This is a genomic window from Streptomyces sp. NPDC050287 (genome assembly GCF_044459385.1).
In the GTDB taxonomy this organism is placed as follows: Bacteria; Actinomycetota; Actinomycetes; order Streptomycetales; family Streptomycetaceae; genus Streptomyces.
The window spans coordinates 175,562-200,757 of record NZ_JBITIY010000002.1 but is presented as its reverse complement, the minus strand read 5'-3'; the positions used below and the strand labels follow the sequence as shown (position 1 = coordinate 200,757).

The 25,196-nt window shown below is 70.4% G+C and carries 24 protein-coding genes and 1 tRNA gene; 8 read left to right on the top strand and 17 right to left on the bottom strand.

Annotation, left to right across the window (positions count from 1 at the left end; genetic code table 11):
- Positions 1-173: 173 nt before the first annotated feature.
- Both ACIBK3_RS06220 and ACIBK3_RS06215 read left to right on the top strand, forming a co-directional pair.
- Complete coding sequence (locus ACIBK3_RS06220) at positions 174-830, top strand: SDR family oxidoreductase (protein ID WP_399362452.1); 657 nt, start codon at positions 174-176, stop codon at positions 828-830.
- A gap of 28 nt (positions 831-858) precedes the next feature.
- Positions 859-1,278, top strand: a complete 420-nt coding sequence (locus tag ACIBK3_RS06215; protein WP_399362450.1) for a nuclear transport factor 2 family protein — start codon at positions 859-861, stop codon at positions 1,276-1,278.
- A 15-nt stretch (positions 1,279-1,293) separates the two neighbouring features.
- Here ACIBK3_RS06215 and ACIBK3_RS06210 read toward each other — a convergent pair whose 3' ends face one another.
- Positions 1,294-1,506 carry a hypothetical protein gene (locus ACIBK3_RS06210; protein ID WP_399362448.1) on the bottom strand — a complete coding sequence of 71 codons (213 nt, stop codon included), beginning with the start codon at positions 1,504-1,506 and terminating at the stop codon, positions 1,294-1,296.
- A 222-nt stretch (positions 1,507-1,728) separates the two neighbouring features.
- Here ACIBK3_RS06210 and ACIBK3_RS06205 point away from each other — a divergent pair, with 222 nt between their 5' ends.
- On the top strand, positions 1,729-4,212 hold the full coding sequence (locus tag ACIBK3_RS06205) for an MFS transporter (protein WP_399362446.1): 2,484 nt from the start codon (positions 1,729-1,731) through the stop codon (positions 4,210-4,212).
- A 107-nt stretch (positions 4,213-4,319) separates the two neighbouring features.
- Here ACIBK3_RS06205 and ACIBK3_RS06200 read toward each other — a convergent pair.
- Positions 4,320-4,401 (bottom strand) — tRNA-Tyr (locus tag ACIBK3_RS06200).
- 231 nt (positions 4,402-4,632) lie between these two features.
- Between ACIBK3_RS06200 and ACIBK3_RS06195 the strand changes: the two genes are divergently transcribed.
- Entirely contained in the window at positions 4,633-5,121 is a 489-nt protein-coding gene (locus tag ACIBK3_RS06195; RefSeq protein ID WP_399362444.1) for a YajQ family cyclic di-GMP-binding protein, read from the top strand.
- Between the two features lie 130 nt (positions 5,122-5,251).
- On the opposite strand, the gene ACIBK3_RS06190 is transcribed toward ACIBK3_RS06195, so the two are convergent.
- Positions 5,252-5,518, bottom strand: a complete 267-nt coding sequence (locus ACIBK3_RS06190; protein ID WP_399362442.1) for a GlsB/YeaQ/YmgE family stress response membrane protein — start codon at positions 5,516-5,518, stop codon at positions 5,252-5,254.
- A 200-nt stretch (positions 5,519-5,718) separates the two neighbouring features.
- Here ACIBK3_RS06190 and ACIBK3_RS06185 point away from each other — a divergent pair, with 200 nt between their 5' ends.
- A complete protein-coding gene (locus tag ACIBK3_RS06185; RefSeq protein ID WP_399362440.1) occupies positions 5,719-6,963 on the top strand; it encodes an APC family permease in 1,245 nt (414 codons plus the stop codon).
- A gap of 206 nt (positions 6,964-7,169) precedes the next feature.
- Here the strand turns inward: ACIBK3_RS06185 and ACIBK3_RS06180 are convergent, their stop codons facing one another.
- The 14 genes from ACIBK3_RS06180 to ACIBK3_RS06115 all read right to left on the bottom strand — a co-directional run bounded on the left by ACIBK3_RS06180 (position 7,170) and on the right by ACIBK3_RS06115 (position 20,825).
- Positions 7,170-7,736: an SMI1/KNR4 family protein gene (locus ACIBK3_RS06180; protein ID WP_399362438.1), complete on the bottom strand. Its 567-nt coding sequence runs from the start codon at positions 7,734-7,736 to the stop codon at positions 7,170-7,172.
- 74 nt (positions 7,737-7,810) lie between these two features.
- Positions 7,811-8,974, bottom strand: a complete 1,164-nt coding sequence (locus ACIBK3_RS06175; protein WP_399362436.1) for a barstar family protein — start codon at positions 8,972-8,974, stop codon at positions 7,811-7,813.
- A 15-nt stretch (positions 8,975-8,989) separates the two neighbouring features.
- On the bottom strand, positions 8,990-9,382 hold the full coding sequence (locus ACIBK3_RS06170) for a YccF domain-containing protein (RefSeq protein ID WP_399362434.1): 393 nt from the start codon (positions 9,380-9,382) through the stop codon (positions 8,990-8,992).
- Complete coding sequence (htpX, locus tag ACIBK3_RS06165; RefSeq protein WP_399362432.1) at positions 9,379-10,242, bottom strand: zinc metalloprotease HtpX; 864 nt, start codon at positions 10,240-10,242, stop codon at positions 9,379-9,381. Before htpX ends, ACIBK3_RS06170 begins: the two co-directional genes overlap by 4 nt.
- Before the next feature lie 184 nt (positions 10,243-10,426).
- Positions 10,427-11,950 (bottom strand): NADH-quinone oxidoreductase subunit N, encoded by a 1,524-nt coding sequence (locus ACIBK3_RS06160; protein ID WP_399362430.1) that lies wholly within the window; start codon positions 11,948-11,950, stop codon positions 10,427-10,429.
- The gene (locus ACIBK3_RS06155) at positions 11,947-13,521 is read right to left on the bottom strand and encodes a NuoM family protein (RefSeq protein WP_399362428.1); all 1,575 of its coding nucleotides are present in this window, start codon (positions 13,519-13,521) and stop codon (positions 11,947-11,949) included. Before ACIBK3_RS06155 ends, ACIBK3_RS06160 begins: the two co-directional genes overlap by 4 nt.
- Before the next feature lie 6 nt (positions 13,522-13,527).
- Entirely contained in the window at positions 13,528-15,522 is a 1,995-nt protein-coding gene (locus ACIBK3_RS06150) for an NADH-quinone oxidoreductase subunit L (RefSeq protein ID WP_399362426.1), read from the bottom strand.
- On the bottom strand, positions 15,519-15,926 hold the full coding sequence (gene nuoK / locus ACIBK3_RS06145) for an NADH-quinone oxidoreductase subunit NuoK (RefSeq protein ID WP_399362424.1): 408 nt from the start codon (positions 15,924-15,926) through the stop codon (positions 15,519-15,521). Before nuoK ends, ACIBK3_RS06150 begins: the two co-directional genes overlap by 4 nt.
- Positions 15,926-16,543 carry an NADH-quinone oxidoreductase subunit J gene (locus ACIBK3_RS06140; protein ID WP_399362422.1) on the bottom strand — a complete coding sequence of 206 codons (618 nt, stop codon included), beginning with the start codon at positions 16,541-16,543 and terminating at the stop codon, positions 15,926-15,928. Before ACIBK3_RS06140 ends, nuoK begins: the two co-directional genes overlap by 1 nt.
- The gene (locus tag ACIBK3_RS06135; RefSeq protein ID WP_399363930.1) at positions 16,540-17,034 is read right to left on the bottom strand and encodes a 4Fe-4S binding protein; all 495 of its coding nucleotides are present in this window, start codon (positions 17,032-17,034) and stop codon (positions 16,540-16,542) included. The genes ACIBK3_RS06140 and ACIBK3_RS06135 overlap by 4 nt, the downstream gene beginning before the upstream one ends.
- Positions 17,035-17,147: 113 nt before the next feature.
- Positions 17,148-18,116, bottom strand: coding sequence for an NADH-quinone oxidoreductase subunit H (locus tag ACIBK3_RS06130; protein WP_399362420.1), 969 nt, complete (start codon positions 18,114-18,116; stop codon positions 17,148-17,150).
- Positions 18,113-19,711 carry an NADH-quinone oxidoreductase subunit C gene (locus ACIBK3_RS06125; RefSeq protein WP_399362418.1) on the bottom strand — a complete coding sequence of 533 codons (1,599 nt, stop codon included), beginning with the start codon at positions 19,709-19,711 and terminating at the stop codon, positions 18,113-18,115. Before ACIBK3_RS06125 ends, ACIBK3_RS06130 begins: the two co-directional genes overlap by 4 nt.
- Positions 19,708-20,412, bottom strand: coding sequence for an NADH-quinone oxidoreductase subunit B (locus ACIBK3_RS06120; RefSeq protein ID WP_399362416.1), 705 nt, complete (start codon positions 20,410-20,412; stop codon positions 19,708-19,710). Before ACIBK3_RS06120 ends, ACIBK3_RS06125 begins: the two co-directional genes overlap by 4 nt.
- Positions 20,403-20,825: an NADH-quinone oxidoreductase subunit A gene (locus ACIBK3_RS06115; protein ID WP_399362414.1), complete on the bottom strand. Its 423-nt coding sequence runs from the start codon at positions 20,823-20,825 to the stop codon at positions 20,403-20,405. Before ACIBK3_RS06115 ends, ACIBK3_RS06120 begins: the two co-directional genes overlap by 10 nt.
- Before the next feature lie 209 nt (positions 20,826-21,034).
- On the opposite strand from ACIBK3_RS06115, the gene ACIBK3_RS06110 reads away from it, so the two are divergent.
- The 3 genes from ACIBK3_RS06110 (at position 21,035) to ACIBK3_RS06100 (ending at position 25,090) form a co-directional block, all read left to right on the top strand.
- Complete coding sequence (locus ACIBK3_RS06110) at positions 21,035-22,258, top strand: sensor histidine kinase (protein WP_399362412.1); 1,224 nt, start codon at positions 21,035-21,037, stop codon at positions 22,256-22,258.
- Between the two features lie 296 nt (positions 22,259-22,554).
- Complete coding sequence (locus tag ACIBK3_RS06105) at positions 22,555-23,928, top strand: sensor histidine kinase (RefSeq protein WP_399362410.1); 1,374 nt, start codon at positions 22,555-22,557, stop codon at positions 23,926-23,928.
- A 502-nt stretch (positions 23,929-24,430) separates the two neighbouring features.
- Positions 24,431-25,090 carry a LuxR C-terminal-related transcriptional regulator gene (locus ACIBK3_RS06100; protein ID WP_399363928.1) on the top strand — a complete coding sequence of 220 codons (660 nt, stop codon included), beginning with the start codon at positions 24,431-24,433 and terminating at the stop codon, positions 25,088-25,090.
- Positions 25,091-25,196 lie beyond the last annotated feature (106 nt).

The window sequence follows — 25,196 nt, the reverse complement described above, 5'->3', positions numbered from 1 at the left end:
TGCGCCTTTCGCGCCCCCAGGGGAGTCGAGCGCTCGGCCTGGCTGGGCATGGGAGGGGGTGCGTTCGCCGCGTGTATCCCATGTGCGACCCGTGTGTGCGCCTCGGGTGCGCACCCCTGGGGGTGACCGGAGTTGCGCGGCGGATGCGGCCGTGCGGGCGTACGGTCGGAAACATGCGCATTGTCATCGCTGGTGGTCATGGTCAGATCGCGCTGCGGCTGGAGCGGTTGCTCGCCGCGCGCGGGGACGAGGTGGCGGGGGTCATCCGCCGTGCCGAGCAGGGCGACGACCTGCGGCAGGCCGGGGCCGAACCGGTGCTGCTGGACCTGGAGTCGGCCTCGGTCGAGGAGGTCGCGGAGCGGCTGCGGGGCGCGGACGCCGCGGTCTTCGCGGCGGGCGCCGGTCCGGGCAGCGGAGCGGCCCGCAAGGACACCGTGGACCGGGGTGCGGCGGTCCTGTTCGCGGACGCGGCGATCCGGGCGGGCGTACGGCGCTATGTGGTCGTGTCGTCCATGGGCGCGGATCCGGCGCACAAGGGTGACGAGGTCTTCGACGTGTATCAGCGAGCCAAGGGCGAGGCCGACGCGTACGTGAGCGGTCTGGACGGCCTCGACTGGACGATCCTGCGTCCGGGTGCACTGACCGACGACGCCGGCACCGGCCTCGTACGGCTGGAGGCGCACACGGGCCGTGGCGCGATCCCGCGCGACGATGTGGCCGCCGTACTGGCGGAGTTGCTGGACACGCCGGCGACGGCCGGTCTGGTCCTGGAGCTGATCGGAGGGTCGACGCCGGTGTCGGTGGCGGTCAAGTCGGTGGCCGGGAACTGACGTTGGCCGCCGCGGCGGTTCCGACGGCGTGGGAGGCACCGCTGCGCCGGATGCAGAGGTGTTCTCGACCGACGTGCGGGACGCGTTCGTCCCGCACTGTCTGGCCCCGGACGTGGACTGGCCGCATGCGCTCGACGGGGTCCGGCTGCACGGGCGTGACGAGGTGCGGGCCTACTGGGCGCGGCAGTTCGCGGCCGGCCATCCCCTCGTACGGCTGGAGGGGCTGGGGCTCGACGGGGACGGCGAGGCGGTGGTGGCGACCGTACGGCAGGGAAACCGTACGGCAGGGGATGCGGGACGGGGACGGGGAGCGCTGGGGCGGGACGGTCGAGCATGTGTACCGGTTCGGCGGGGATCTGCTGGTGACGCGACGGGCGGGGCGAAGGTGAAGCGGCCGAGATGGCTGTGCGGACCGGGGTTCGGAGGCCATGGGTCCCGCCGAAAATGAACGCGTGAAAGCGGCCTAGAACAGCGGGAGTTGGCCGGGGAACTCAGGGAGCGTGTACCCGTCCAGCGCGGGCTGCGCCGCTCCGAGGTCGGCCTGCCGCCGGGAGCCCGGGCAGGAGACGAGTTCGCGGCTTGCGCGTGCGCCGGGCGGGTCATGCCGGGCGAAGCGTCCGGCGACGACGGCGATCTCGCGACGGCATTCGGGACAGTGTCTGCGACGCGTGGACATGGGGTCAGTGTGCCCCGATGGCGCGTGAATCCCTCTTGTGCGCCTTCAGCCGGGGGGCGGCGGGTTGGCGGCGGACGGCCGGCGGCGGGTGGGGGGCGTTTCCCGTCATTTCCGTCTCTTCACCCGACTCTCACAGAATCCGACCATGCTTGCTTAAGTCAATCAACTGACTTACCTTCGAGGTGTCGTGCTGTACCTGACGCCCACACGGAGGCTCGACCCATGTCCCATGCCCTTCCCCGACCCGTCGAGGAGTCGGGGCCTGCCGCACCGCGGGCAAACGCCATCGTGGCGGTGCTGGCCTTCGGCGGGATCGTCGTCTCGCTGATGCAGACCCTGGTGATCCCGATCGTCCCGGAGCTCCCCCGGCTCCTGAACGCCCCGGCGTCGGACACGGCCTGGGCCGTCACGGCAACGCTGCTCGCCGCCGCGGTCGCCGTCCCGATGATGGGGCGGCTCGGCGACATGTACGGCAAGCGCCGCATGCTGTTGCTCAGCCTGGTGCTGTTGGTGGCCGGCTCGATCACCGCCGCCCTCAGCGACTCCCTGACCCCGATGATCGTGGGCCGGGTGCTGCAGGGCACGGCGGGCGGTGTGATCCCGCTCGGCATCAGCATCATGCGCGACGAACTGCCCGCCGAACGGCTCGGTTCCGCCACCGCCATGATGAGTGCCTCGCTCGGTGTCGGCGGTGCCCTCGGGCTGCCCGCCGCCGCGCTGATCGCCGACAACTTCGACTGGCACGTGCTGTTCTGGAGCTCAGGCGCGCTCGGCGCCGTAGCCCTCCTGTTGGTCCTGGTCCTCGTGCCCGAGTCGAAGGTGCGTACCGGCGGCCGCTTCGACCTGGCCGGCGGCCTCGGTATGGCGGTCGGCCTGGTCTGCCTGCTGCTGGCCGTCTCCAAGGGCGGCGACTGGGGCTGGGGCAGCGGCACGATCCTCGGTCTGTTCGCGACCGCCGTCCTGGTCCTGCTGGTCTGGGGCCGGTGGGAACTGCGCAGCGAGCAGCCACTGGTCGACCTGCGCACCACCGCCCGCCGTCAGGTGCTCTTCACCAACCTCGCCTCGGTCGCGCTCGGCTTCGGCATGTTCGCGATGTCCCTGGTGCTTCCGCAGCTCCTGCAGTTGCCCGAGGCGACCGGCTACGGACTCGGCAAGTCGCTGCTCACCGCCGGCCTGGTCATGGCGCCGTCCGGCCTGGTGATGATGGTCACCGCCCCCGTCTCGGCCGCACTGTCGAAGGCCAAGGGTCCGAAGGTGAGCCTGATGGTCGGCGCGTTGATCGTGGCTGCGGGCTACGCTCTGAACATCCTGCTGATGGACGAGGTCTGGCAGTTCGTCCTGGTCTCCTGTGTCATCGGTACCGGGATCGGCTTCACCTACGGAGCGATGCCCGCCCTCATCATGGGCGCCGTGCCGCCGTCCCAGACGGGCGCGGCGAACAGCCTCAACACCCTGATGCGGTCCATCGGTACGTCGGTCGCCAGCGCCGTCGCCGGCGTCATCCTGGCCCAGATGACCGCCGACCTCGGCCCGGTCGCCCTACCCTCGGAGAACGGCTTCAAGACGGTCCTGGCCATCGGCGGCGGCGCGGCCCTGCTGGCCTTCGCCCTGGCGGCGTTCATCCCACGGGCGCGACGGGCCGAGCACCCGGGAGCCGAGGAGTTGGGGGATGAGCAGCCGGGGGACGAGGTGGTGACGCCGACGGCGGAGTCTTCGGGGACTCTGAGTGAGGCGGGGCTGACCGGTCGTACGGGGGCGGGGGTGCAAGTGGCTGGTGCGACAACGGGCGCGCGGGTCCTCGGCACGGCCGCGGATGCGGCGCTGGACGGCACCGCGGGTGTGACCGGGCGCGCGGTGGAGCCCGCGGCCTCGGGGCAGGCGGTCGCCCTGGCGTCCTCCGCCGCGACCGGCGAAGGCGACGGGGTGAGTGCGTCCGGCGTCGGTGGCACCTCTGTGACCGGGCACGTCCTGGGCGCGGAACGGGTCCCCGTCGCCGGTGCCGCGGTCACGCTGATATCGCTCGGCGGGAAGCAACTGGGCCGGTCGGTGTCGCGCGGCGACGGTGCGTACGGCGTGGACGCGCCCGGTGCCGGTTCGTACGTGCTGCTCGCCGCCGCCGACGGCTACCAGCCGCAGGCCTCGACGATCGCGGTGGCCGATGACGAACCGGTCGACTACGACATCCTGCTGAGCGGCACCAGCGGGCTCACCGGTGTGGTGGTGGCCGCCGACAGCGGAGCGCCGGTCGCGGCGGCCGTGGTGATCGTGACGGACGTCCGCGGAGAGCTCCTGGCGGGCGGACGCACCGACGCCCTAGGCGAGTTCACGATCACCGACCTGGTGCCGGGGACGGTGACCCTGGCAGTCAACTCCCCCAAGCACCGCCCGACGGCCCTGCCCGTGGAGATCGGCGGCACCGGCACGACACGGGTCCAGATCGAACTGCGGCCCGGAGCGCAGGTGCGCGGGACGGTACGCGGAGCGGGCGACCCGCTGGGTGACGCCCTGGTGACCCTGGTGGACGTCGCCGGCAACGTGATCGCCACGACCAGGACCGCCCCGGACGGCGCGTACACCTTCTCCGACCTGGACACCGGTACGTACACGATCATCGCGACGGGCTACCCGCCCCGAGCGTCCACGGTGACCCTGACAGACTCCGGCACCGACGACCACGACATCGAACTGACCCACTCCCCGGGGTAGTTCTGAGCCCCAGCTGAACGCAGGTCCGCGCAGATCACTGCGGATCACCGCGCACGAAGAGACCCCCTTCCTCCGCGTTTCCGCGGAGGAAGGGGGTCTCTTCAATGTGGCGGCGCCAGGATTCGAACCTGGGAAGGCTGAGCCGGCAGATTTACAGTCTGCTCCCTTTGGCCGCTCGGGCACACCGCCGGGGTTGCTGCCTTTCGAACCGCTTTTCGGCGGTGCTCCGTGGCAACGACGTAAACAATACCCGATGCCGTGGGGTGCTTCGCCACCCGATTGATCTGCGCTCGGAGGCCGGTGGGTGGCTAGGCTTGTGCGGATGCGGCCCGGCACTGCCGGGCTCGGCGCCCGCCCCCACGTACGCCGATACGCACTCGTACGCACCCCTACACGCACCGATACAAGGAGCCACAGGACATGGCCGACTCCAGTTTCGACATCGTCTCGAAGGTCGAGCGGCAGGAGGTCGACAACGCCCTCAACCAGGCCGCCAAGGAGATCTCGCAGCGCTACGACTTCAAGGGCGTGGGAGCCTCGATCTCGTGGTCCGGTGACAAGATCCTGATGGAGGCGAACTCCGAGGACCGGGTCAAGGCCATCCTCGACGTCTTCCAGTCCAAGCTGATCAAGCGCGGGATCTCGCTGAAGGCGCTGGACGCGGGGGAGCCTCAGCTGTCCGGCAAGGAGTACAAGATCTTCGCGTCGATCGAGGAGGGCATCTCCCAGGAGAACGCGAAGAAGGTGGCGAAGATCATCCGGGACGAGGGGCCGAAGGGTGTGAAGGCCCAGGTGCAGGGCGACGAGCTGCGGGTCAGCTCGAAGAGCCGTGACGACCTGCAGGCCGTCATCACCCTCCTGAAGGGCAAGGACTTCGACTTCGCTCTGCAGTTCGTGAACTACCGGTAGTCCAGCTGCAGGCGGGCTGTCGGCAGTCCGAGCGCACTGCCTTGTACGAGGAAGGGTGGGCTTCCGGCGGTTTCCCGGCGGGTGCCCACCCTTCTCGCCTGCTGGCTGCTGTCCGGGGGTTGTCTCGCACTCAGTCGCGGGAATTGCCGAAGAGAAGTCGGTAGACGATCAGGAGGACCAGCGAGCCGCCGATCGCTGCCGCCCAGGTGGCGCCGTCGTAGAAGTCCTTGCTGATCGGGTGGTCCAGCCAGCGCGCCGATATCCAGCCCCCGAGGAAGGCGCCGACGATGCCGATGATCGTCGTACCGATGAAGCCGCCCGGGTCACGGCCCGGTAGCAGGAACTTGGCGATGGCTCCGGCCAACAGACCGAGAATGATCCAGCTGATGATGCTCATGCCCTGAACCTGCCCTTTCGTGCGGTACCCGCGCTGTCCCGGCGCTGTGATGTGGATCGCCGCGGGGTGTGTCCGTGCATGCTCGTGCGTTCTCGTGTGTCCTGCTTGGCGCACGGGCCTTCTTGCCTGTTCGTACCGTATTGGTGAACAGGACGACTCCGCTGCACCCGGCGGTTGCAACGATCAGTAGGGTGCGGCACATGACACGGTCCGGTGCGGAGCTGCGACGCACCCTGGGAGTGGGAGACGCGGTCGTCATCGGGCTGGGCTCGATGATCGGTGCCGGGATCTTCGCCGCCCTGGCGCCGGCGGCGGGCGCGGCCGGCTCCGGGCTGCTGCCCGGGCTCGCGGTCGCCGCCGTGGTCGCGTACTGCAACGCCACGTCCTCGGCGCGACTGGCCGCCCTGTACCCGTCGTCCGGCGGCACCTATGTGTACGGACGAGAGAGGCTCGGGGCGTTTTGGGGTTATCTCGCGGGCTGGTCGTTCGTGGTCGGGAAGACTGCTTCCTGTGCGGCGATGGCCCTCACCGTGGGCGCGTACGTCTGGCCGGGGCAGGCGCACGCCGTCGCGGTCGCGGCTGTGGTGGCGCTGACCGCGGTGAACTACGGCGGTGTCCAGAAGTCCGCCTGGTTGACCCGGGTGATCGTCGGCGTGGTCCTGGCTGTCCTCGCTTCCGTGGTGGTCGTGTGTCTGGGGTCGGGGGCGTCCGATGCCGGGCGGCTCGACATCGGGGCGTCGGACGGTGTGGGCGGGGTGCTTCAGGCTGCCGGTCTGCTGTTCTTCGCGTTCGCGGGGTACGCGCGCATCGCCACCCTCGGCGAGGAGGTCCGGGATCCTGCGCGCACCATCCCCCGCGCGATCCCACTGGCCCTGGGCATCGCGCTGGTCGTGTACGTGTGTGTGGCGGTGGCCGTCCTCTCTGTGTTGGGGGCGGGTGGTCTCGGGCGCGCGGATGCTCCGCTGGCGGACGCGGTGCGGGCGGCCGGGGTGCCGGGGTTGGTGCCGGTGGTACGCGTGGGTGCCGCCGTCGCCGCCCTGGGCTCGCTGCTCGCCCTGATCCTGGGTGTCTCCCGGACAACGCTCGCCATGGCCCGGGATCGTCATCTGCCTGGGGCGCTGGCCGCCGTGCATCCCACATTCCAAGTTCCGCATCGGGCCGAACTGGCCGTGGGCGCGGTGGTCGCCGCCCTGGCCGCCACGGTGGACGTGCGGGGCGCGATCGGCTTCTCCTCCTTCGGTGTGCTGGCTTACTACGCGGTGGCCAACGCGTCGGCCTGGACACTCGGTCCGGCACCCGCGGCCCGGTTGGTGCCGGCTGTGGGACTGCTTGGCTGCGTGGTGCTGGCGTTCTCACTGCCGGCGGTCTCGGTGGTCGTGGGGGCGGGTGTACTGGCCGTCGGGGCGGTGGCGTATGGGGTGCGGCGGTGGGTGGCGGGGCGGTAGCCGGCGTCAGGCGTCAGGCGTCAGGCGTCAGGCGTCAGGCGTCAGGCGTCAGGCGTCAGGCGTCAGGCGTCAGGCGTCAGGCGTCAGGCGTCAGGCGTCAGGCAAGGGTGCCGTAGTGGTGGGGCCGGCGAGCAGCAAGGGGCGTAGGCACGGGGCCGTGGGGCAGGAGCCCCGCCTCCTGGCTCTGACGCGGAGGCGCAGTGTGGTCAGGAGGCAACCGCTGTGGCCGCGCGTATGCGGAAATCGGTCCACGGGGCCATCTCCAGGTCCTCGTTCGTCTCCTCGTACCAGCCGGTGCCGTCGATCCAGGCGTGCAGCCAAGCCGTGAGGCTGGAGGCGTCCACGAACCAGGCGTGGTCGGCGTCGTCGGCGTTGGGTTCGAAGAGCAGGACGGGGGCCTGCGGGCTGTGGCAGTCCACGCACGCGTACATCGCGCATCCCCAGTGGGATATCGGCAGCACGCCCTGGGGCCAGGGCCAGTCAGGGTCCTTGCGTCCACTCGCGCGGTTGGCGAGGTATTGGGTGACGGCGGCGGGCTCGCCGGAGGGTGGGCTGTCGAGCAGGGGAAGCAGACCGTATTCGGGGCCGAATCCGCCGTCTCCTATCCGCTGGTAGAGCTCGGCGAGCAGAGCGGGGAGACGGAAGCCCAGCGTGGCCTCGGCCCGGGTCAGGGTGGGGGCGTCCACCGGCTCGGGGAGGGAAGGCCAGCCCCAGGGACGGGTGTTGCGCGCCTTGGTTTCCACCTGTGTCAGCAACTGCTCGCTCTCGGTCATGGATTCATGATGCAGGGCGGCACTGACAATCGATGGGGCCTGTGGAAAACCGCCGGGTTGTGGACAACCGCGGGTCAGGCGAGCCGGACGCCGATGCGTTTCTCGCTGAGGAAGTCGAGGATTTCCTCGATGGTTGTCGGCGGGTGGTGGTCGACGTGCTCGGTGGCGCCGAGGCATGTGCGGGCGACATCCGCGTGGTGCCAGACGAGGGTGAACGGCGTTGCCGCGCCCCATTGCCCGCAGAGGCAGTCGGCCAGGGTGTCGAAGCCCCAGCCGAAGTAGCCGCCGGGCCCGTTCACCGCCTCGCCCAGCGCGCAGAAGAAGCCGGGCTCGTCGGTGATGTGGCGGCCGTCGAGGTGGTAGGTCGTGCCGGGTGGGCGGTCCTCACGGTACTGGGCATGGTTGTGCAGGGCCGTACGGAGCCAGAACCGTCGGCCGTCGGCTTCGCACCGCGCCCAGCGGTTGGGTTCGGCGGGGCGTCCGCCGCCCCACAGTTCCCATACCTCCCGAGCCGCGAGCGGGGGCCGCTCCGACCACAGGTCGAGAGTGAGGTCGACCAGGCCAGGGCCGCGGGCGGACGGGATCCAGGCCCGCAGCTCTCCCTCCGCGGCGGGCTGCACGGGCCGGCCGGAGGAGTCGATCCGCAGGACCTTCGCGTGTCCGAGGTCCTCCTCCCCTGCGTCCAGCGCGGCGCGCAGAGCTCCTCGCGGGGCGCAGCCCAGCAGGCGCAGCGGGGGTTCCAGAGGTTCGTCCCGCACATCCCTCACCCGGCCCAGATCCCGGCAGGTGCCCAGCCGTTCGCCCGTCGCGCCCAGCAACCGGTAGCCCGGGGACAGCGGCGGGCGCTGCGGATAATCCCAGGCGTTGTGGGCGGGCTCGCTCGCCTCGACGGTGACGTCCCGCAGCGTCAGGTCACGGGCGCAGGGGCGGTCGCCGAGGACGTGTACGTCTTCGAGGTCCCACTCGCCGACCGTCGTGCCGGACTTGTCGAGGATCTCCAGGGTGAGGGCGCCGAGCGGCACCGAGCCCTCGGCCCGCGCGCGGATGAGCGCTGCGGGCAACAGCTTGCCTTCGGGTGCGCAGCCCAGCAGTTCGTACAAGTCCCGCACGGGTGGGGGTGGGTCGGCGAAGAGGTCGGTGGCGTCCTCGCACAGCGCCCATGTCTCCTCGTAGCGCTGCTCGCCCTCGAACTCGGCCTGTCGGTCGTACGACAGCAGGAGGTACTTCGGCTCCCCCACCCCCGGGACCACTTGTCAGCGGGCCGTGAAGGGCTGGTCTGTGGGCACGATCTCGCGTCCCAGCGGAAGCAACGACACCGGTATCAGTTTGAAGTTGGCGATGCCGAACGGGATGCCGATGATCGTGACGCACAGGGCGATGCCGGTGACGATGTGGGCGAGGGCCAGCCACCAGCCTGCGAGAACAAGCCACAGCACGTTGCCGACGCAGGAGGGTGCCCCGGAGTCACGGCGCTCGACCGTTGTGTACCCGAAGGGCCACAGGGCGTAGACGCCGATACGGAACGCCGCTATGCCGAACGGGATGCCGATGATGGTGATGCACAGCAGCACGCCCGCTGCGAGGTAGCCGAGGAACAGCCAGAAGCCGCTCAGAACGAGCCATATGACGTTCAGGATGGTCTTCATTGTGGGGGACCTGCCATCTTCTCGAGCCGGGCGATGCGCTCCGCCATCGGGGGATGTGTCGAGAACATCTTCGAGAGTCCCTGGCCAGGGCGGAAGGGATTCGCGATCATCATGTGGCTCGCCGTCTCGATGCGGGGCTCCGGCGGCAACGGAAGTTGCTTGGTGGCCGATTCGAGCTTGCGCAGGGCGCCGGCGAGGGCGAGCGGGTCGCCGGTGAGCTGGGCGCCGGAGGCGTCGGCCTCGTACTCCCTGGAGCGACTGATGGCCAGTTGGATGAGGCTGGCGGCGAGGGGGCCGAGGATCATGATCAGGAGCATGCCGAGGAGGCCGGGGCCGTCGTCGTCGTCCGAGCGGCCGATGGGGATCAGCCACGCGAAGTTGACCAGGAACATGATCACGGAGGCCAGGGCGCCGGCGACCGAGGAGATCAGGATGTCGCGGTTGTAGACGTGACTGAGTTCGTGGCCGATGACACCGCGCAGTTCCCGCTCGTCCAGGAGACGCAGGATGCCGTCGGTGCAGCAGACGGCGGCGTTGCGCGGATTGCGGCCCGTCGCGAAGGCATTGGGCGCCTCCGTCGGCGAGATGTAGAGGCGCGGCATGGGCTGGCGGGCCTGGGTTGAGAGCTCACGGACCATGCGGTAGAGGGCGGGGGCCTCGAACTCGCTGACCGGGCGGGCACGCATCGCGCGTAGAGCCAGCTTGTCGCTGTTCCAGTACGCGTACGCGTTGGTCCCCAGGGCGATCACGACCGCGACAATGAGCCCCATGCGGCCGAAGAAGCTGCCGATGAGGATGATGAGTGCGGACAGCCCCCCGAGGAGTACTGCGGTCCTGAGCCCGTTGTGCCGGCGGTGCACGGTACGCCCTCCAAGTCGTACAGCAGGGGAACCCTTTACAGCGGTGATCTTCCTGAATGATCTGCCGTGCCACTGGTGCCGTGGTGTCACGTCCAGTGGACCCTCCCGTTTTGGTCAACGCGAGGCGAGGGCCACTAGTTCCCTTGTGCGGGCGGCGGCCCGGGTCGGCCGTTCGGATGACGGCTCAGAAGAGGCCGGTGCCGGCGAAGCGCAGGACCAGTTCAGGCGCCCCGGAGAGGGCGATGCCGGCGGCGCCGGTCAGGGCGAGCGCGGCGGTGAGCGGAGCGGGGACGTGGTGCCGTACGAGTTCGCCCTCTGGGGCGCGGAACAGCAGGGTCGTCCACTGGAGGTAGTAGAACAGCGCGATCACGACATTGACGGCCATGACCACGGCGAGCCAGCCGAGGCCCGCGTCGACGGCCGCGGAGAAGACGGTGACCTTCGCGAAGAGGCCGATGATGCCTGGCGGCAGTCCGGCCAGGCAGAGCAGGAAGAACGCCAGGAGGAGCGCGGCGAGCGGGTTCGCCGCGTACAGGCCACGGTAGTCGGAGACCCGGTTGAGGGGCTTCGTACGCCCGACCAGCGCGGCCACCGCGAAGGCGCCCAGGTTCACGGCGGCGTACATGAGGGCGTACGCGACCGTGGAGCCGATCGAGTGCTCGGCGTCGTCGGAGTACGCGGCGGCCGCGATCGGTACGAGGAGGTAGCCGGCCTGGCCGACGGAGGACCAGGCGAGCAGTCGTACCGCGCTGTACGCGCGCGTGCCCTGCTGGCGCAGGGCGGCGACGTTGCCGACGGTCATGGTGAGGGCGGCCAGTGCAGCGAGGGCGGGGCCCCAGACGTCGGCGTACGACGGGAGGGCTACGACGGTGATGAGGATGAGGCCGGAGAAGCCGACCGCCTTGCCGACGACCGACAGGTAGGCGGCGATCGGGAGAGGTGCCCCCACGTAGGTGTCGGGCACCCAGAAGTGGAAGGGCACGGCGGCCGTCTTGAAGGCGAAGCCGACGAGGGTGAGGACGACGCCGGTCTGGGCGAGGGTGTGCAGCTGCCCGTCGACGTTCTGGATGCGGTCGGCGACCTGGGTGAGGTAGAGGGTGCCGGTGGAGGCGTACACGAAGCTGATGCCCATGAGGCTGACCGCGGTCGCGGTGACCGAGGACAGGAAGAACTTCAGGGCCGCTTCGGAGGATTTCCTGTCGCCGTGCCTGAGGCCGACGAGGGCGAAGGCGGGGAGGGAGGCGACCTCCAGGGCGACGATCAGGGTGGCGAAGTCGCGGGAGGCGGGCAGGAGGGCGGCTCCGGCGGCGGAGGACAGCAGCAGGAACCAGTACTCCCCTTCGGGGAGTCCCTTGTCGGCGTCCTTGAGGGCGGTGACCGACAGCAGGGCGGTGAGGAGGGCGCCGCCGAAGACCAGGAGCTGGAGGACAAGGGTGAAGCGGTCGGCGGTGTAGCTACAGATGTCCGGGGCGCCGGTCAGGCAGAAGGCGGAGCGGTCGCCGTCCAGGAGGGGCAGCAGCATGAGGGCCGAGGCGGCGAGGCCCGCGACCGACAGCCAGCCGAGGAGCACCTTCTTGTGCGCGCCGACGAAAAGGTCGGCCACCAGGACGACGAGTCCGACGACCGCCGTGATGGTGGGCGGCGCGATGGCGAGCCAGTCGACGGACTGGACGAGGCTCGCGGCCAGCGGCTGGGCCATAGAGCTCATCGGGTGCCTCCTGCGAGGAGCTGCTGCACGGCCGGGTCGGTGAGGCCGAGGAGGGCCTTCGGCCAGAGACCGGCGACGACGGTGAGGGCGACGAGCGGAGTCCAGGCCGCGAATTCGTACGTGCGGACATCGGCGAGTGCCGGCCCTTCCTGCGGTACCGCGCCCATGCAGACCCGGCGCACCACGATGAGCATGTACGCGGCCGTCAGCAGCGTGCCGAACGCGCCGATCGCCATGAAGGTGAGGAAGGCCGGGCGGCTGAGGTCGTCGGCGGGGTTGAAAGCGCCGAACAGCGCCAGCATCTCACCCCAGAATCCGGCGAGGCCGGGCAGGCCGAGCGAGGCGACCGCACCGAAGGCGAGCAGACCGCCGAGACGTGGGGCCTTGCCGTAGAGCGCGGCGCCGGTCTCCTCTGCGAGGGTGTCGAGGTCGGTGGTGCCGGTGCGGTCCTTCAGCGCGCCGACCAGGAAGAAGAGCAGGCCGGTGATGAGGCCGTGGGCGATGTTGGCGAACAGGGCGCCGTTCACGCCGGTCGGGGTCATGGTCGAGATACCGAGCAGCACGAAGCCCATGTGGCCGACGGAGGAGTAGGCGATGAGGCGTTTGAGATCGCCCTTCGCGCCCCGCTTGGCGAGCGCGAGGCAGGCCAGGGATCCGTAGATGATGCCGACGACGGCGAAGGCGGCGAGGTAGGGCGCGAAGGTACGGAAACCGTCCGGTGCGATGGGCAGCAGAATCCGGACGAACCCGTACGTACCCATCTTCAGCAGGACGCCGGCCAGCAGGACCGAGCCGACGGTCGGGGCGGCGGTATGGGCGTCGGGCAGCCAACTGTGCAGCGGCCACATCGGCGTCTTGACCGCAAGCCCGATCCCGATCGCCAAAACCGCGATGACCTGCACGGATGCGGTCAGCGACCGGCCGTTGTCAGTGGCGAGTGCCACCATGTCGAATGTGCCCGCCCTGATTCCGATCAGAAGCAGGCCGAGCAGCATGACGACGGAGCCGAGCAGTGTGTAGAGGATGAACCTCCAAGCCGCCTGGGTCCGTTGCTCACCGCCCCAGCGGGCGATGAGGAAGTACATCGGGATGAGAACCATCTCGAAGGCGAGGAAGAACAGAATCAGGTCGAGGACGGCGAAGGTCGCGAGGGTGCCGGACTCGAGGACGAGCAGCAGGGCGACGAAGGCCTTCGGGGACGGGCCCGCAGGCATCTTGAAGTAGGAGTACAGCGCACAGAGGAAAGTCAGCAGCGCGGTCAGGACCAGAAGGGGGAGGGAGATGCCGTCGATGCCGAGGTGGATGCGCACGTCGAGTGCGGGAATCCAGCTGATGTCCGTGCTGGCCTGCATCTTCGACGGATGGTCGTGGTCGAACCCGAGCGCGAGGACGATCGCGGCGACGAGAATCACACCGGTGACCGTCACGCCGTGCCGCAGTACGGCCTGCTCGGGTGACCTCCCCTTCAGTCCCGGCGGGGCGGGCAGGAGAGCGGCGGCGGCCCCGAGGAGCGGGCCGACGACGATCAATGCCAGAAGGAACTGCATCACGGACTCGCTGATATCGATCACGCCTGCTCACGCTCCCGTGGCGACGAGGACGGCGGCGACCACCAGGACAACGGTGCCGGCGAGCAGCGCGCTCACATAGGTCTGCAGATTGCCGGTCTGGGCACGTCGTACGGCGGCCCCGAGCAGTCGGGGCAGGGCACCCGCGCCGCGTACGTATGTCTCGACGACCTCGCGGTCGAGGAACCGGACGAGGGTGGCGCCGGCCTGAACCGGGCGGACGAAGAGGGCCGTGTACACCGCGTCGAGGTGGAAGCCGACGGCCGCGTGGCGGTGCAGCGGGCCGAGCAGGAGACGGCCCGGGTCCGCCGGGTCGGGCGCGTAGGCCACGTCACCGTACGCGGGCGTGTGGCTGGCGATGGCCTCGGCCTCCACCTGCCCGGCGTCGCCCTCGGGGTGGGCCGCGACCGCGCCCAGTGGGACGCGGAGCGCGAGAGCGGTGGTGTGCCGCCAGGCCGCGTAGGTGACGAGCCCGCCGACCAGGGCCACACCCGTGCCGAGGACGGAAGTGGTGAGGGTCGGGGTCAGGTCTCGGCCGTCGAACCAGTCGGGCAGTGTGCGGTAGGCGAACGCGCCGAGGGCGAGAGACGGAACGGCCAGGACCCACAGCACCACAGTCATGGGGAGGGGCTGCCTTCCGTGGTCGGGAGCGTCGGCGCCCCGGCCGCGGAAGGCCAGCAGCCACAGCCGGGTCGCGTACGCGGCGGTGAGCAGGGCCGTGAGGAGTCCGGAGAGGAGGACGGTCCAGCCGGCGGCGCCGGGAGCGTGCTCGGTGTGGCCGGTGGCGACGTGCTCTGCGGCGCCGAGGACGGACTCCTTGGAGAAGAAGCCGCTGAAGGGCGGGATGGCGGCGAGCGCGAGGAGCGCCACGGTCATCGTCCAGAAGGCGTCGGGGACGCGGTCGCGCAGATGGCTCATGCGGGACATGGCGGCCAGTGAGTTGGTGCCGGCGGAGTGGATGATCACGCCGGCCGCGAGGAACAGCAGCGCCTTGAAGGCGCCGTGTGAGAGGAGGTGGAAGACGGCGGCTCCGCGGTCGCCGACGGCGAGGGCGCCGGTCATGTAGCCGAGCTGGCCGATGGTCGAGTAGGCGAGGACGCGCTTGATGTCGTCCTGGGCCAGCGCGGCGAGCGCCGAGCCGGTCATCGTGACGGCGGCCATGACGGCGAGGACGAGCATCGCGGCCCGGGAGGCCTCGAAGACGGGAAGGAGCCTGGCGATGAAGTAGACACCGGCGGCGACCATCGTCGCGGCGTGGATCAGCGCGGATACGGGCGTCGGGCCCGCCATCGCGTCGGGGAGCCAGGTGTGCAGCGGGAACTGCGCCGACTTGCCCGCCACACCGGCCAGGAGCAGCAGGGCGATGAGCGTCGGGTGGTCGAGTCCGCCGTGCGCGACGGCGCCGAGGACCCTCGTGATCCGGAAGGACCCTGCGTCGGTGGCCAGGGCGAACAGACCGATGAGGAAGGGGACGTCGCCGAGCTTGGTCACCAGGAAGGCCTTGAGGGAGGCGGCGCGGGCCTCCGGGGTCTCCCAGTAGTGGCCGACCAGGAAGTAGGAGCAGATGCCCATGACCTCCCAGCCGACCAGCAGCACGATCAGGTCGCCGGAGTAGACGACGAGCAGCATCGCGGAGGTGAAGAGGGAGACGAGGGCGGCGTACGAGGGGTAGCGCGGGTCGTCGCGCAGATAGCCCGTCGAGTAGACCTGCACGCAGGTGGCGACGAAGCCGACCAGGACGGCGACAAGGGCGGCGAAGCCGTCGATGTGCAGGGCGAGTTCGATGGGGACCGAGCCGGTGGGCGTGAGCTCGGTGGCGGCGTCGACGGCCTGGTCGCCGCCCTGGCGAACAGCGACCACCACGGCGAGGGCGAAGGAGGCGAGTACGGGCAGGAGGGCCAGCGGGCGTACGAAGCCGGGGGCCGTGCGGCCCAGGAGCAGACCGGCGGCGGCGCCCAGGAACGGAAGGAGGGGGACGAGGACGGCGAGGGTGGTCGTGGTCACGCGGTGGCCTCAGCCTTCCCGGTCCGGTCGGCCTGCTCGGCCGTGGCGGCGTCGCTGCCGGAGCCGTCGGCCGGGTGACTCCCGTGGCCCTCGGCGGTGTCGCGGAGCTTGTCGATGTCGGCGGTGCCGCGGTTGCGGTGGACGGCGAGGACGATCGCCAGGCCGATGCCGATCTCAGCGGCGGCGATGGCGATGGTGAAGAGGGTCAGGGCCTGGCCGGAGTGCAGGGTCTCCTCGGCGGCCTTGCTGAGCCAGACGTCGAAGGCGACGAGGTTGAGGTTGACGGCGTTGAGCATCAGCTCGACGGACATCAGGACCAGGATCGCGTTGCGGCGGGCGAGGACGCCGTACAGGCCGGTGCAGAAGAGGAGGGCGGAGAGGACCGCGGGATACGCGAGATGCATCAGGGCGTTCCTTCCCGGTCGGCCTTGCCCGCGGTGGCTTGGCCCGTGTCTGCCCTGCCCGCGGTGGCTCGGCCCGCTTCGGCCTTCGATTTACGGGAGAGGACGATCGCGCCGACGAGGGCGGCGAGGAGGAGGACGGAGAGGGCCTCGAAGGGGAGGACCCAGTTCTGGAAGAGGCTGGCGCCGGTGGCGCCGGTGGAGCCGGCGGCGGGGCCGTCAAGGTCGATCCAGGTTGTGCGGAAGGCGTCGACGACGACCCAGATCAGGGCGGCCGCGGCGGCGACGGCGACGGTGAGGGCGGCCCAGCGGTTGCCGGAGTCGGCGTCCGGGGAGTGGCCGATGGGCGCTTTGGTGAGCATCAGACCGAACAGAAGGAGGACGACCACGGAACCGACATAGATCAGGACCTGCACCCAGGCGATGAACTCGGCGGTGAGCAGGAGGTACTCCACGGCGAGGCCACCGAGAGCGACCACCAGCCACAGGGCGGCGTGCACCAGCTGCTTGGTGGTGACGGTGACCAGCGCGGCGCCGAAGGTGACCAGGCCGACGAGGAGGAAGGCGATCTCGACGCCGGTCGGGGAGAGGAAGCCGTGGGTCTCGGCGGCAAGGCTCACGATTCCCCCTCCTGCGGCTCGGGCTGCGCGGCCGCCAGCTTCTCCGCGGTCTTACGGGCGGCGGCGATCTCCTTCGGTTCCTCCGCGCCGGGGTCGAGGGCGGGCGGGGCCGGGACGGTCCACATCCATTCGCGGAGCTTGTCGCGCTCGTGGGTGAGGTCGCGGATGTCGGTCTCGGCGTACTCGAACTCCGGGGACCAGAACAGGGCGTCGAAAGGACAGACCTCGATGCAGATACCGCAGTACATGCACAGGGAGAAGTCGATGGCGAAGCGGTCGAGGACATTGCGGCTGCGCTCGCGGCCGCCGGGGGCGGCGGCCGGGACCGTCTCCTTGTGGGAGTCGATGTAGATACACCAGTCCGGGCACTCTCGGGCGCACAGCATGCAGACCGTGCAGTTCTCCTCGAACAGCCCGATGACGCCCCGGGTGCGGGGCGGGAGGTCGGGCTGGGCGTCCGGGTACTGCTCGGTGACGGTCTTCTTCGTCATCGTGCGGAGGGTGACGGCAAGGCCCTTGGCGAGCCCGCTGCCGGGGATCGACAGGCGGGGCCGCCCGGAGGGCGTCGTTGAGGGGTGGTGGCCGGGTGACGGGCGGGACATGGCTACTGGATCACCACCTTGACGATGCCGGTGAGGGCGATCTGGGCGAGGGAGAGGGGGACGAGGAGGGTCCAGGAGAGCTTCTGGAGCTGGTCCTCGCGGAGGCGGGGGTAGGTGACGCGCAGCCAGATGACGACGAAGGCGAGCACGGCTGTCTTCAGGAGGGTCCAGACCCAGCCGAGGCCGTCGGCACCCCAGGGGCCGTGCCAGCCGCCCAGGAAAAGGACGGTGGTCAGGCCGCACAGGACGACGATTCCGGCGTACTCGGCGAGGAGGAACAGGGCGAAGCGGAGGCCGGTGTACTCGGTGTACGCGCCGAAGATGATCTCCGAGTCGGCGACGGGCATGTCGAACGGGGGCCGTTGTAGTTCGGCCAGCCCGGCCACGAAGAAGACGATCGCGCCGACGATCTGCCAGGGCAGCCACCACCACCTGAAGGCGTCGAGGATGCCAGGGATCGACACGGTCCCGGCTGCCATCGCCACCGAGGCGGCGGTGAGCAGCATCGGGAGTTCGTAGGCGAGGAGCTGGGCGGCGGTGCGCAGGCCGCCGAGGAGGGAGAACTTGTTGGCGGAGGCCCAGCCGGCCATGAGCGAGCCGAGGACGCCCACCCCCATCACCGCGAGGACGAAGAAGACGCCCGCGTCGATGACTTCCCCTACGGCGCCCTCGCTCGGGCCGATGGGGATGGCGAGGAGGACCAGTAGATACGGGAGGAGGGCGACGGCGGGGGCGAGTTGGAAGATACGGCGGTCCGCACCCGCCGGGACGACATCTTCCTTCTGTGCGAACTTCACGCCGTCGGCGACGAGTTGGGCCCAGCCGTGGAAGCCGCCGGCGTACATGGGGCCGAGGCGGCCCTGCATGTGGGCCATGACCTTGTGCTCCGTCTGACCGACGATCAGCGGGAAGGTCAGGAAGACGACGAAGACGATCAGGAGTCGCAGGGCGACGTCGAGAGCGTCGTTCACTGCGGGCCTCCTTGGGTGTCCGGGTCTTCGGGGGTCTTGGTCGGAGGGGCGGGGGTGGGGTCTTCGGAGGCGGTAGGTCCAGGCGTGGGGTTGGGGGGTTCGTCGGCGCCGGTGCCGATGCCTGTGCCAGTGCTGGCTTCGGCTTCGGCTTCGGCTTCGGCTTCGGCTTCGGCTTCGGCTTCGGCTTCGGCTTCGGCTTCGGCTGACGGTTGCGGACCGGCTTCGTTCGAGGGGGCGTCGGCGGGCTGGGCTGTGTTGGCTGTGTTGGCCGGCTCAGGTGTGGCGGCTGTGTCGGCAGGCTCGGGCTCCTCGGCAAGAGCCGCTTCGACGGCCGAGTCCTTCACCGCCGGGCCCGGCTCTGTGGCCGGGCGGATCGGCTCCGCCGCGGGCTGTCGTTCCGTGGTCGGCCGGTCCTCCGACGGGGTCGGGGCCGGCTTCTCGAAAGCTGGGCGGGCTTGATGCCAGGGGGCGTCCGAGCTGCGGGGTGCGGTGGTGGGGCGGCTGGGCGTGGCCTCGGTCGACGGAGTCTGCGCGCGCTGCGACGCCGAGCCCCCTGCTACCGAGCGTGCGCGGCGCGGGCCGGCCGGGGTCCCCGGTACATGCGGAGCGTCCGCGGCCGGCGCTGCCCCTTCCTCGCCCTGGCTTCCTGCCCCGGACTCCCTCGACTCCTTTGTCTGGGCAGCTTGGCTCGCCGATCCTTCCGACGCCGACCGTGTACGACGCGGCGCACCGGCCGGAGAACCTGGAGCAGCCGCAGACTCCGGAGCAGGGGCCGTCGGCGTGGCCGGAGCCGCCTCCGTCTCCCCCTCCGGTCCCTGGAATCCCTGGGCGCCCTGGTCTCCCGCCGCTGTCACCTGGCTCGTCGATCCCTCCGACGCCGACCGCGCCCGACGTACCGGGCGCTCCCCGGTCCCAGCAGTCGGACGTTCCCCTGCCGCACGTGCGGGTCGGTCACCGGCCGTACGGGACGGACGCTCGCCCGCCGCGCGTCCCGCTCCCCGTGCCGGGCGGGCCGGAGCGGGCGGGAGCTGGCCTTTCAGTGGGCCCCATTCGTTCGGGTCGGGGACACCCGGGGGAAGCATCTGGCGACGCTTGGGACCGCCGTGTTCGGACTCGCCCGGTTCCTTCGCGCCGGGCCAGGCCTTGGCCACGCGGGCGGCGAGGACGAAGTCCTTGCGAAGGGGGTGGCCCTCGAAGCCCTCTGGGAGCAGGAGGTGGTCCAGGGCGGGGTGGCCCTCGAAGTCGACGCCGAACATCTCGTGCGTCTCGCGTTCGTGCCAGGCCGCGCCCGCGAACACGTTCACAGCACTGGGCAGAACGGGGGCCGCGTGCGGGACTGTCGTACGGAGCAGAAGCCGTCGTACGGGCGACAGCGCCACGACGTGCGCCGCGACGCGGAAGCCCACGCCGGGTTCGTCGACCGCGCTCAGCCAGTCGAAGTAGGTGCAGGCCAGTCGGTCGCGGGCCGTCTCCAGCGCCGGGAGCCAGGACACGGGCGGTACGTCGACCGTCAGGACCTCGTACGATTCCTCGGCTGTGGCCTCCGTACCGAACAGGTCCTCGACGGGAGCGGGCAGCCAGCCGACCACGGTCATCGGCCCTCCCCCGGCCCCGAAGCCGAACCTGAGCCCGGTCCCTCAGCCGCACGCGGCCCCGGAGCCGCATCCGAGGCCGCACCCGCCCCGGAGTCCGTGCCCGGCCCCCGCACCAGCCCGCTCTCCAGCGCAGCCGCCGACGGGCGCCCCGCGTCGGGTACCGCACCGGAGCCGTACCCGTACCGCTCCCCCAGCGACTCCCGCGCGATCTTCTCCTGGAGCTTGAGGATCCCCTGGAGCAGCGCCTCGGGGCGGGGCGGGCAGCCGGGGACGTACACGTCCACCGGGATGATCTGGTCGACGCCCTTGGTTACGGAGTACGAGTCCCAGTACGGGCCGCCGCAGTTGGAGCACGCGCCGAAGGAGATCACATACTTCGGCTCGGGCATCTGTTCGTAGAGGCGCTTCACGGCCGGCGCCATCTTGTCCGTGACCGTTCCGGAGACGACCATCAGGTCGGCCTGGCGCGGGCCGGGCGCGAAGGGGATCACGCCGAGGCGGATGAAGTCGTGGCGGGCCATGGACGCGGCGATGAACTCGATCGCGCAGCAGGCGAGGCCGAAGTTGAAGACCCAGAGGGAGTAGCGGCGGCCCCAGTTCAGGACCACCTTCATCGGCTCGGGGGCCAGGCGCGCGAGGGCGCCCAGCCGCTTCGGCTCCGGAAGCAGAACAGGCTCGGAAGGAGTGGGGGTCACGTCCATGTCAGGACGCCCTTCTTGTATGCGTACAGCAGGCCCGCGGCCAGGAAGCCGAGGAAGATGAACATTTCCACGAGGGTCGTCGCGCCGTAGCCGGGGGCGGCGAAGACCGTGGCCCAGGGGAACAGGAAGATCGAGTCGACGGCGAAGATGACGTACAGGAACGCGTAGACGTAGTAGCGGACCTGGGTGTGCGCCCAGCCCTCGCCGACGGGGTCGACCCCGCACTCGTACGTCAGCAGCTTCTCGGGCGTGGGGACCACGGGTCGCAGCAGGCGTCCGGCACCGAAGGCGACAGCGACGAACAGCACGCCGACCACGGCGAGCAGTCCGACGACCGAGTACGACTGGAAGTAGTCAGCCGCGACGACGGTCGCGTTGACAGCGGTCGACTCGACAACGGTCGGTTCCGGCACGCCCGTCCCTCGCTCCCTGACCTGGACTCTGTGACCTGGACTCTGTTCGACGATCTGTACGCACGGGAGTCTAGGCCCTGCTAAAGAAAGCGTAAGCAGCCCGTCACTGCCTGAGGGAAGAGGCAGGTGGTGGGGGTGGGGTTTTCCCCAGTGGATCGTGGCGGTCCACCTCATGGCGCGGCGGGCCGCGGCGCGGCACGCTGACCCGTATGACCGAACGACTCCCGGCCTCGAGCCCCTCCGTGGAAGCGGACAGCGACCGCCTGCCACCGGCCCGTTTCGCCTTCCCACGGCACACCTGGAAGGAGATCGCGCACCTGCTGGCGAACCTTCCGATGGCACTGATCGGCTTCGTCTACGTCGTGACGGTGCTGTCCGTCGGAGCCGGGCTCACCGTCACGGTGATCGGGTTCCCGCTGCTCGCGGCCGGGCTGATGGGCGCCCGGTGGCTGGGCCGGCTGGAGCGGGCACGGGCCAGGGCGCTGCTCGGGGTCCGGGTGGACGAGCCGAGCCCGCTGCGGCTGGGCGGCAGAAAGGGCTTCGGGTTCCTCCAGCGGCTGTGGATGAGGCTGAAGGACCCGGTCGGCTGGCGGACGATGCTGTACGACCTGGTCCGGCTGCCCTGGGGCATCTTCACCTTCGCTTTCACGCTGACCTCGCTGTTCGTGCTGTGGCCGGTGCTGCCGTTCATAGCGCGGGGGCTGACCAACGTGGACCGGGCGATGGTGCGCGGGCTGTTGTCGCCCTCTGACGAACTGGAGCGGCGGATTGCCGAGCTGGAGTCCGACCGGGGGGTCGTGGTGGACACGGCCGCCGCCGACCTGCGGCGCATCGAGCGCGACCTGCACGACGGAGCGCAGGCCCGGCTGGTCAATCTGGCGATGGGGCTGGGCATGGCCAAGGAGAAGCTGCTGGACGGCCACACGGACGACAAGCTCGTGGCGGCGATGGTCGAGGAGGCGCACGGCGAGGTGAAACTCGCGCTGCAGGAGCTGCGGGACCTCGCCCGGGGCATTCATCCGGCCGTCCTCACGGACCGGGGTCTGGATGCCGCCCTGTCGTCGGTCGCCTCCCGCTGCACCGTGCCGGTGAAGGTGACGGCGGACCTGGATTCCAGACCGGTCGCGGCCATCGAGGGCATCGCCTACTTCACCGTCTCGGAACTGCTGCAGAACGTCAGCAAGCACAGCGGCGCGAAGTCGGCGTCGGTGGAGGTGTGGCGGTCGGACGACCGACTGCTGATCCAGGTCTGGGACGACGGCCGCGGGGGCGCCCGCCTCGACGGCGGTACGGGCATGCGCGGCCTCGCCGACCGCCTGGACGCCGTGGACGGCCTGTTCGTCATCGACTCGCCCCCGGGCGGCCCCACGGTCGTCACGGCGGAACTGCCGTGGCGGGACCGCTCGGCGGGGCCTGAGGGGAAGCGGGCCTGATCGCTCGGCGGGGCCTGAGGGGAAGCGGGCCTGATCGCTCGGCGGGGCCGGCGGAGAAGTGGGCCTGATCGCTCGACGTGCTCTGACGAGAAGCGGGCCCGATCGGTGGGGCTGAGGACAAGCGGGACCGTTCGGCCTGCTTTGCAGAGAAGAATCGGCCGGCTCTGCAGAGGAGAAGAGGTAGGGAAAACCCCCCTCCCGAGACGCCGACGGACTCCATGGTCCACGGGCTCCGGGCCGAGCAGGGTGGAGGTACGACGACACAACCGCAGGGACAAGGGAGAAGGACAACGCCGATGGCCACGGACTATGGGCAGGGCTACGGGCAGGACTACGGGCACGGCCATGGGCACGACAACGGGCTCGCGTTCTCCGAGGAGGTACGGCGACACCGCCTGCCGACCGGGCTGCGGACACCGTTCGAGGCACGCAGCTGGCGCGAGCTGACGTATGTGCTGCTGAGCCTGCCGATCAGCATCCTGCTCTTCGTGTACACCATCACGATGGTCACGCTCGGCGTGGGCCTGCTCGTGACATTCCTCGGGATACCCGTGCTGGCGGCAGGGCTGGCCGGCTGCCGGGGCCTCGGATCGCTGGAGCGGGCCCGCGCGCGGGGGCTGCTGGGCCTCGATGTGGGCGAACCCGAGCCGCTGCGGATGAAGAAGCAGGGCGCGCTGGCCTGGATGGGGGCGGTCCTGAAGAGCGGCACCTCATGGCGGAGCGCGCTGTACTCGCTGTTCTCTCTGCCGTGGTCGGTGTTCTCCTTCGCGGTCGTCGTGAACTTCTTCGCGCTCGGCTGGACGCTGATGACGTACCCGCTGTGGTTCTGGGTCTTCCCACTCTTCGCCGGTCAGGACGGGATCCAGTTGTACGGTGACGAGACGCACCGCATCTACCTCGACAATCCGTTCGAGATCACCGTGACCGCGCTGGTGGGGGTGTTGTTCACACTGGCCACGCCGTGGGTCGTGCGAGCGTTGACGATGGTGGACCGGCTGCTCGTGCACGGGCTGCTCGGGCCGACACGGCTGTCGGCGCGCGTGGTGGAGCTGGAGTCGGACCGGGGGATCGTGGTCGATACGGCGGCGGCGGACCTGCGGCGCATCGAGCGGGATCTGCACGACGGGGCGCAGGCGCGGCTGGTGGCGCTGGCGATGGATCTGGGGCTGGCGAAGGAGAAGCTGGCGGAGGACAGGCAGGCGGCGGCGCGGATGGTGGACGACGCCCACGGCGAGGTGAAGACGGCGCTGCAGGAGTTGCGGGATCTGGCGCGGGGCATCCATCCGGCCGTGCTGACGGACCGCGGTCTGGATGCCGCCCTGTCCGCGGTCGCGTCGCGGTGCACGGTTCCCGTGCAGGTGGAGGTGGATCTGCCGTCGCGACCGGCGCCGGCGATCGAGGGCATCGCGTACTTCACGGTGTCGGAGCTGCTGCAGAACATCAGCAAGCACGCGCAGGCCACCTGGGCCTCGGTCGACGTCTGGCGAGTGGAGAACCGCCTGATGCTGCAGGTCGTCGACGACGGCGTCGGTGGCGCGGACCCCTCATCCGGCTCAGGCCTGGGCGGCCTGGCCGACCGGCTGGACGCGGTGGACGGAATCCTGGTGGTCGACTCCCCTCCCGGGGGTCCGACGCGGATCACCGCGGAACTTCCTTGGCGGGCGGTGTAGGTCCGGCTGCCGGCAATGGCGGCGTCGGTCCCTGATCCGCGGTTTGCCGCGGATCAGGGACCGACGCCGGGCCGGGGAGTCAAACCCCGAGGCCACGCTAGGGGCCCGAAGGGGACATCCGAGCCCCCGAAGAGAGCGCGCTGCCGCACGCTGCAGGCCGCAGGCGCACCGCAATGCCGCAGGCGCACCCCCAACCGCCACCGCTACCGCCACCCCCACTCACACCGGCACCCCTACCTCCACCGGCACCCCCGCCCCCACCCGACCGAGCACCCTCCCCCACCCCCGCCCGACCGAGCACCCTCCGCCGCGAACCCGCCGCGAACCCGCCGCGAACCCGCCAAGAACCCGCCGCAAATCCGCCCGCACGTCAGGCAGTTGTCCACAGGCCCGGTGCGATGCGGCCGATCGCGGGATACTGAGGGCCAACGGATGGGGACGGGGCCGGGGCGGGGATCGGTCCGTTACAGGGGCACGGGGGCCAAGAATCGTGGAGGACAGGGTGCAGGTGGTCATCGCCGAGGATTCAGTGCTGCTCAGGGAGGGCCTGACCCGGTTGCTGACCGACCGGGGGCACGATGTCGTGGCGGGGGTGGGTGACGGTGAGGCGTTGATCAAGACCATCACCGAGCTGGAAGCGCAGGGCGAACTGCCGGATGTCGTCGTCGCCGACGTACGGATGCCGCCGACGCACACCGACGAAGGGGTCCGGGCGGCGGTCCAGCTGCGCAAGGCGCATCCGGGACTCGGGGTGCTCGTGCTGTCGCAGTACGTGGAGGAGCGCTACGCAACCGAACTGCTGGCCGGTTCCAGTCGTGGCGTCGGCTATCTGCTGAAGGACCGGGTAGCCGAGGTGCGTGAGTTCGTGGACGCGGTGGTGCGGGTGGCCGAGGGCGGCACGGCCCTCGACCCGGAGGTCGTCGCGCAGCTGCTGGGCCGTTCCCGCAAGCAGGACGTGCTCGCGGGACTCACCCCGAGAGAGCGTGAGGTCCTGGGCCTGATGGCCGAGGGCCGGACGAACTCGGCGATCGCGCGGCAGCTGGTGGTGAGCGACGGAGCCGTGGAGAAGCACGTCAGCAACATCTTCCTGAAGCTCGGACTGTCCCAGAGCGACGGGGACCACCGACGCGTTCTGGCGGTCCTCACCTACCTGAACTCGTGAGCAGACCGAGGGAAAACCCACGCGCGACAGCGAGCGTCCTCAGGGAAGCGCCGGGGGACGGGGCAACGCGACAAATCAGGCGTCGAACAGGTGTCGAACCGTCTCA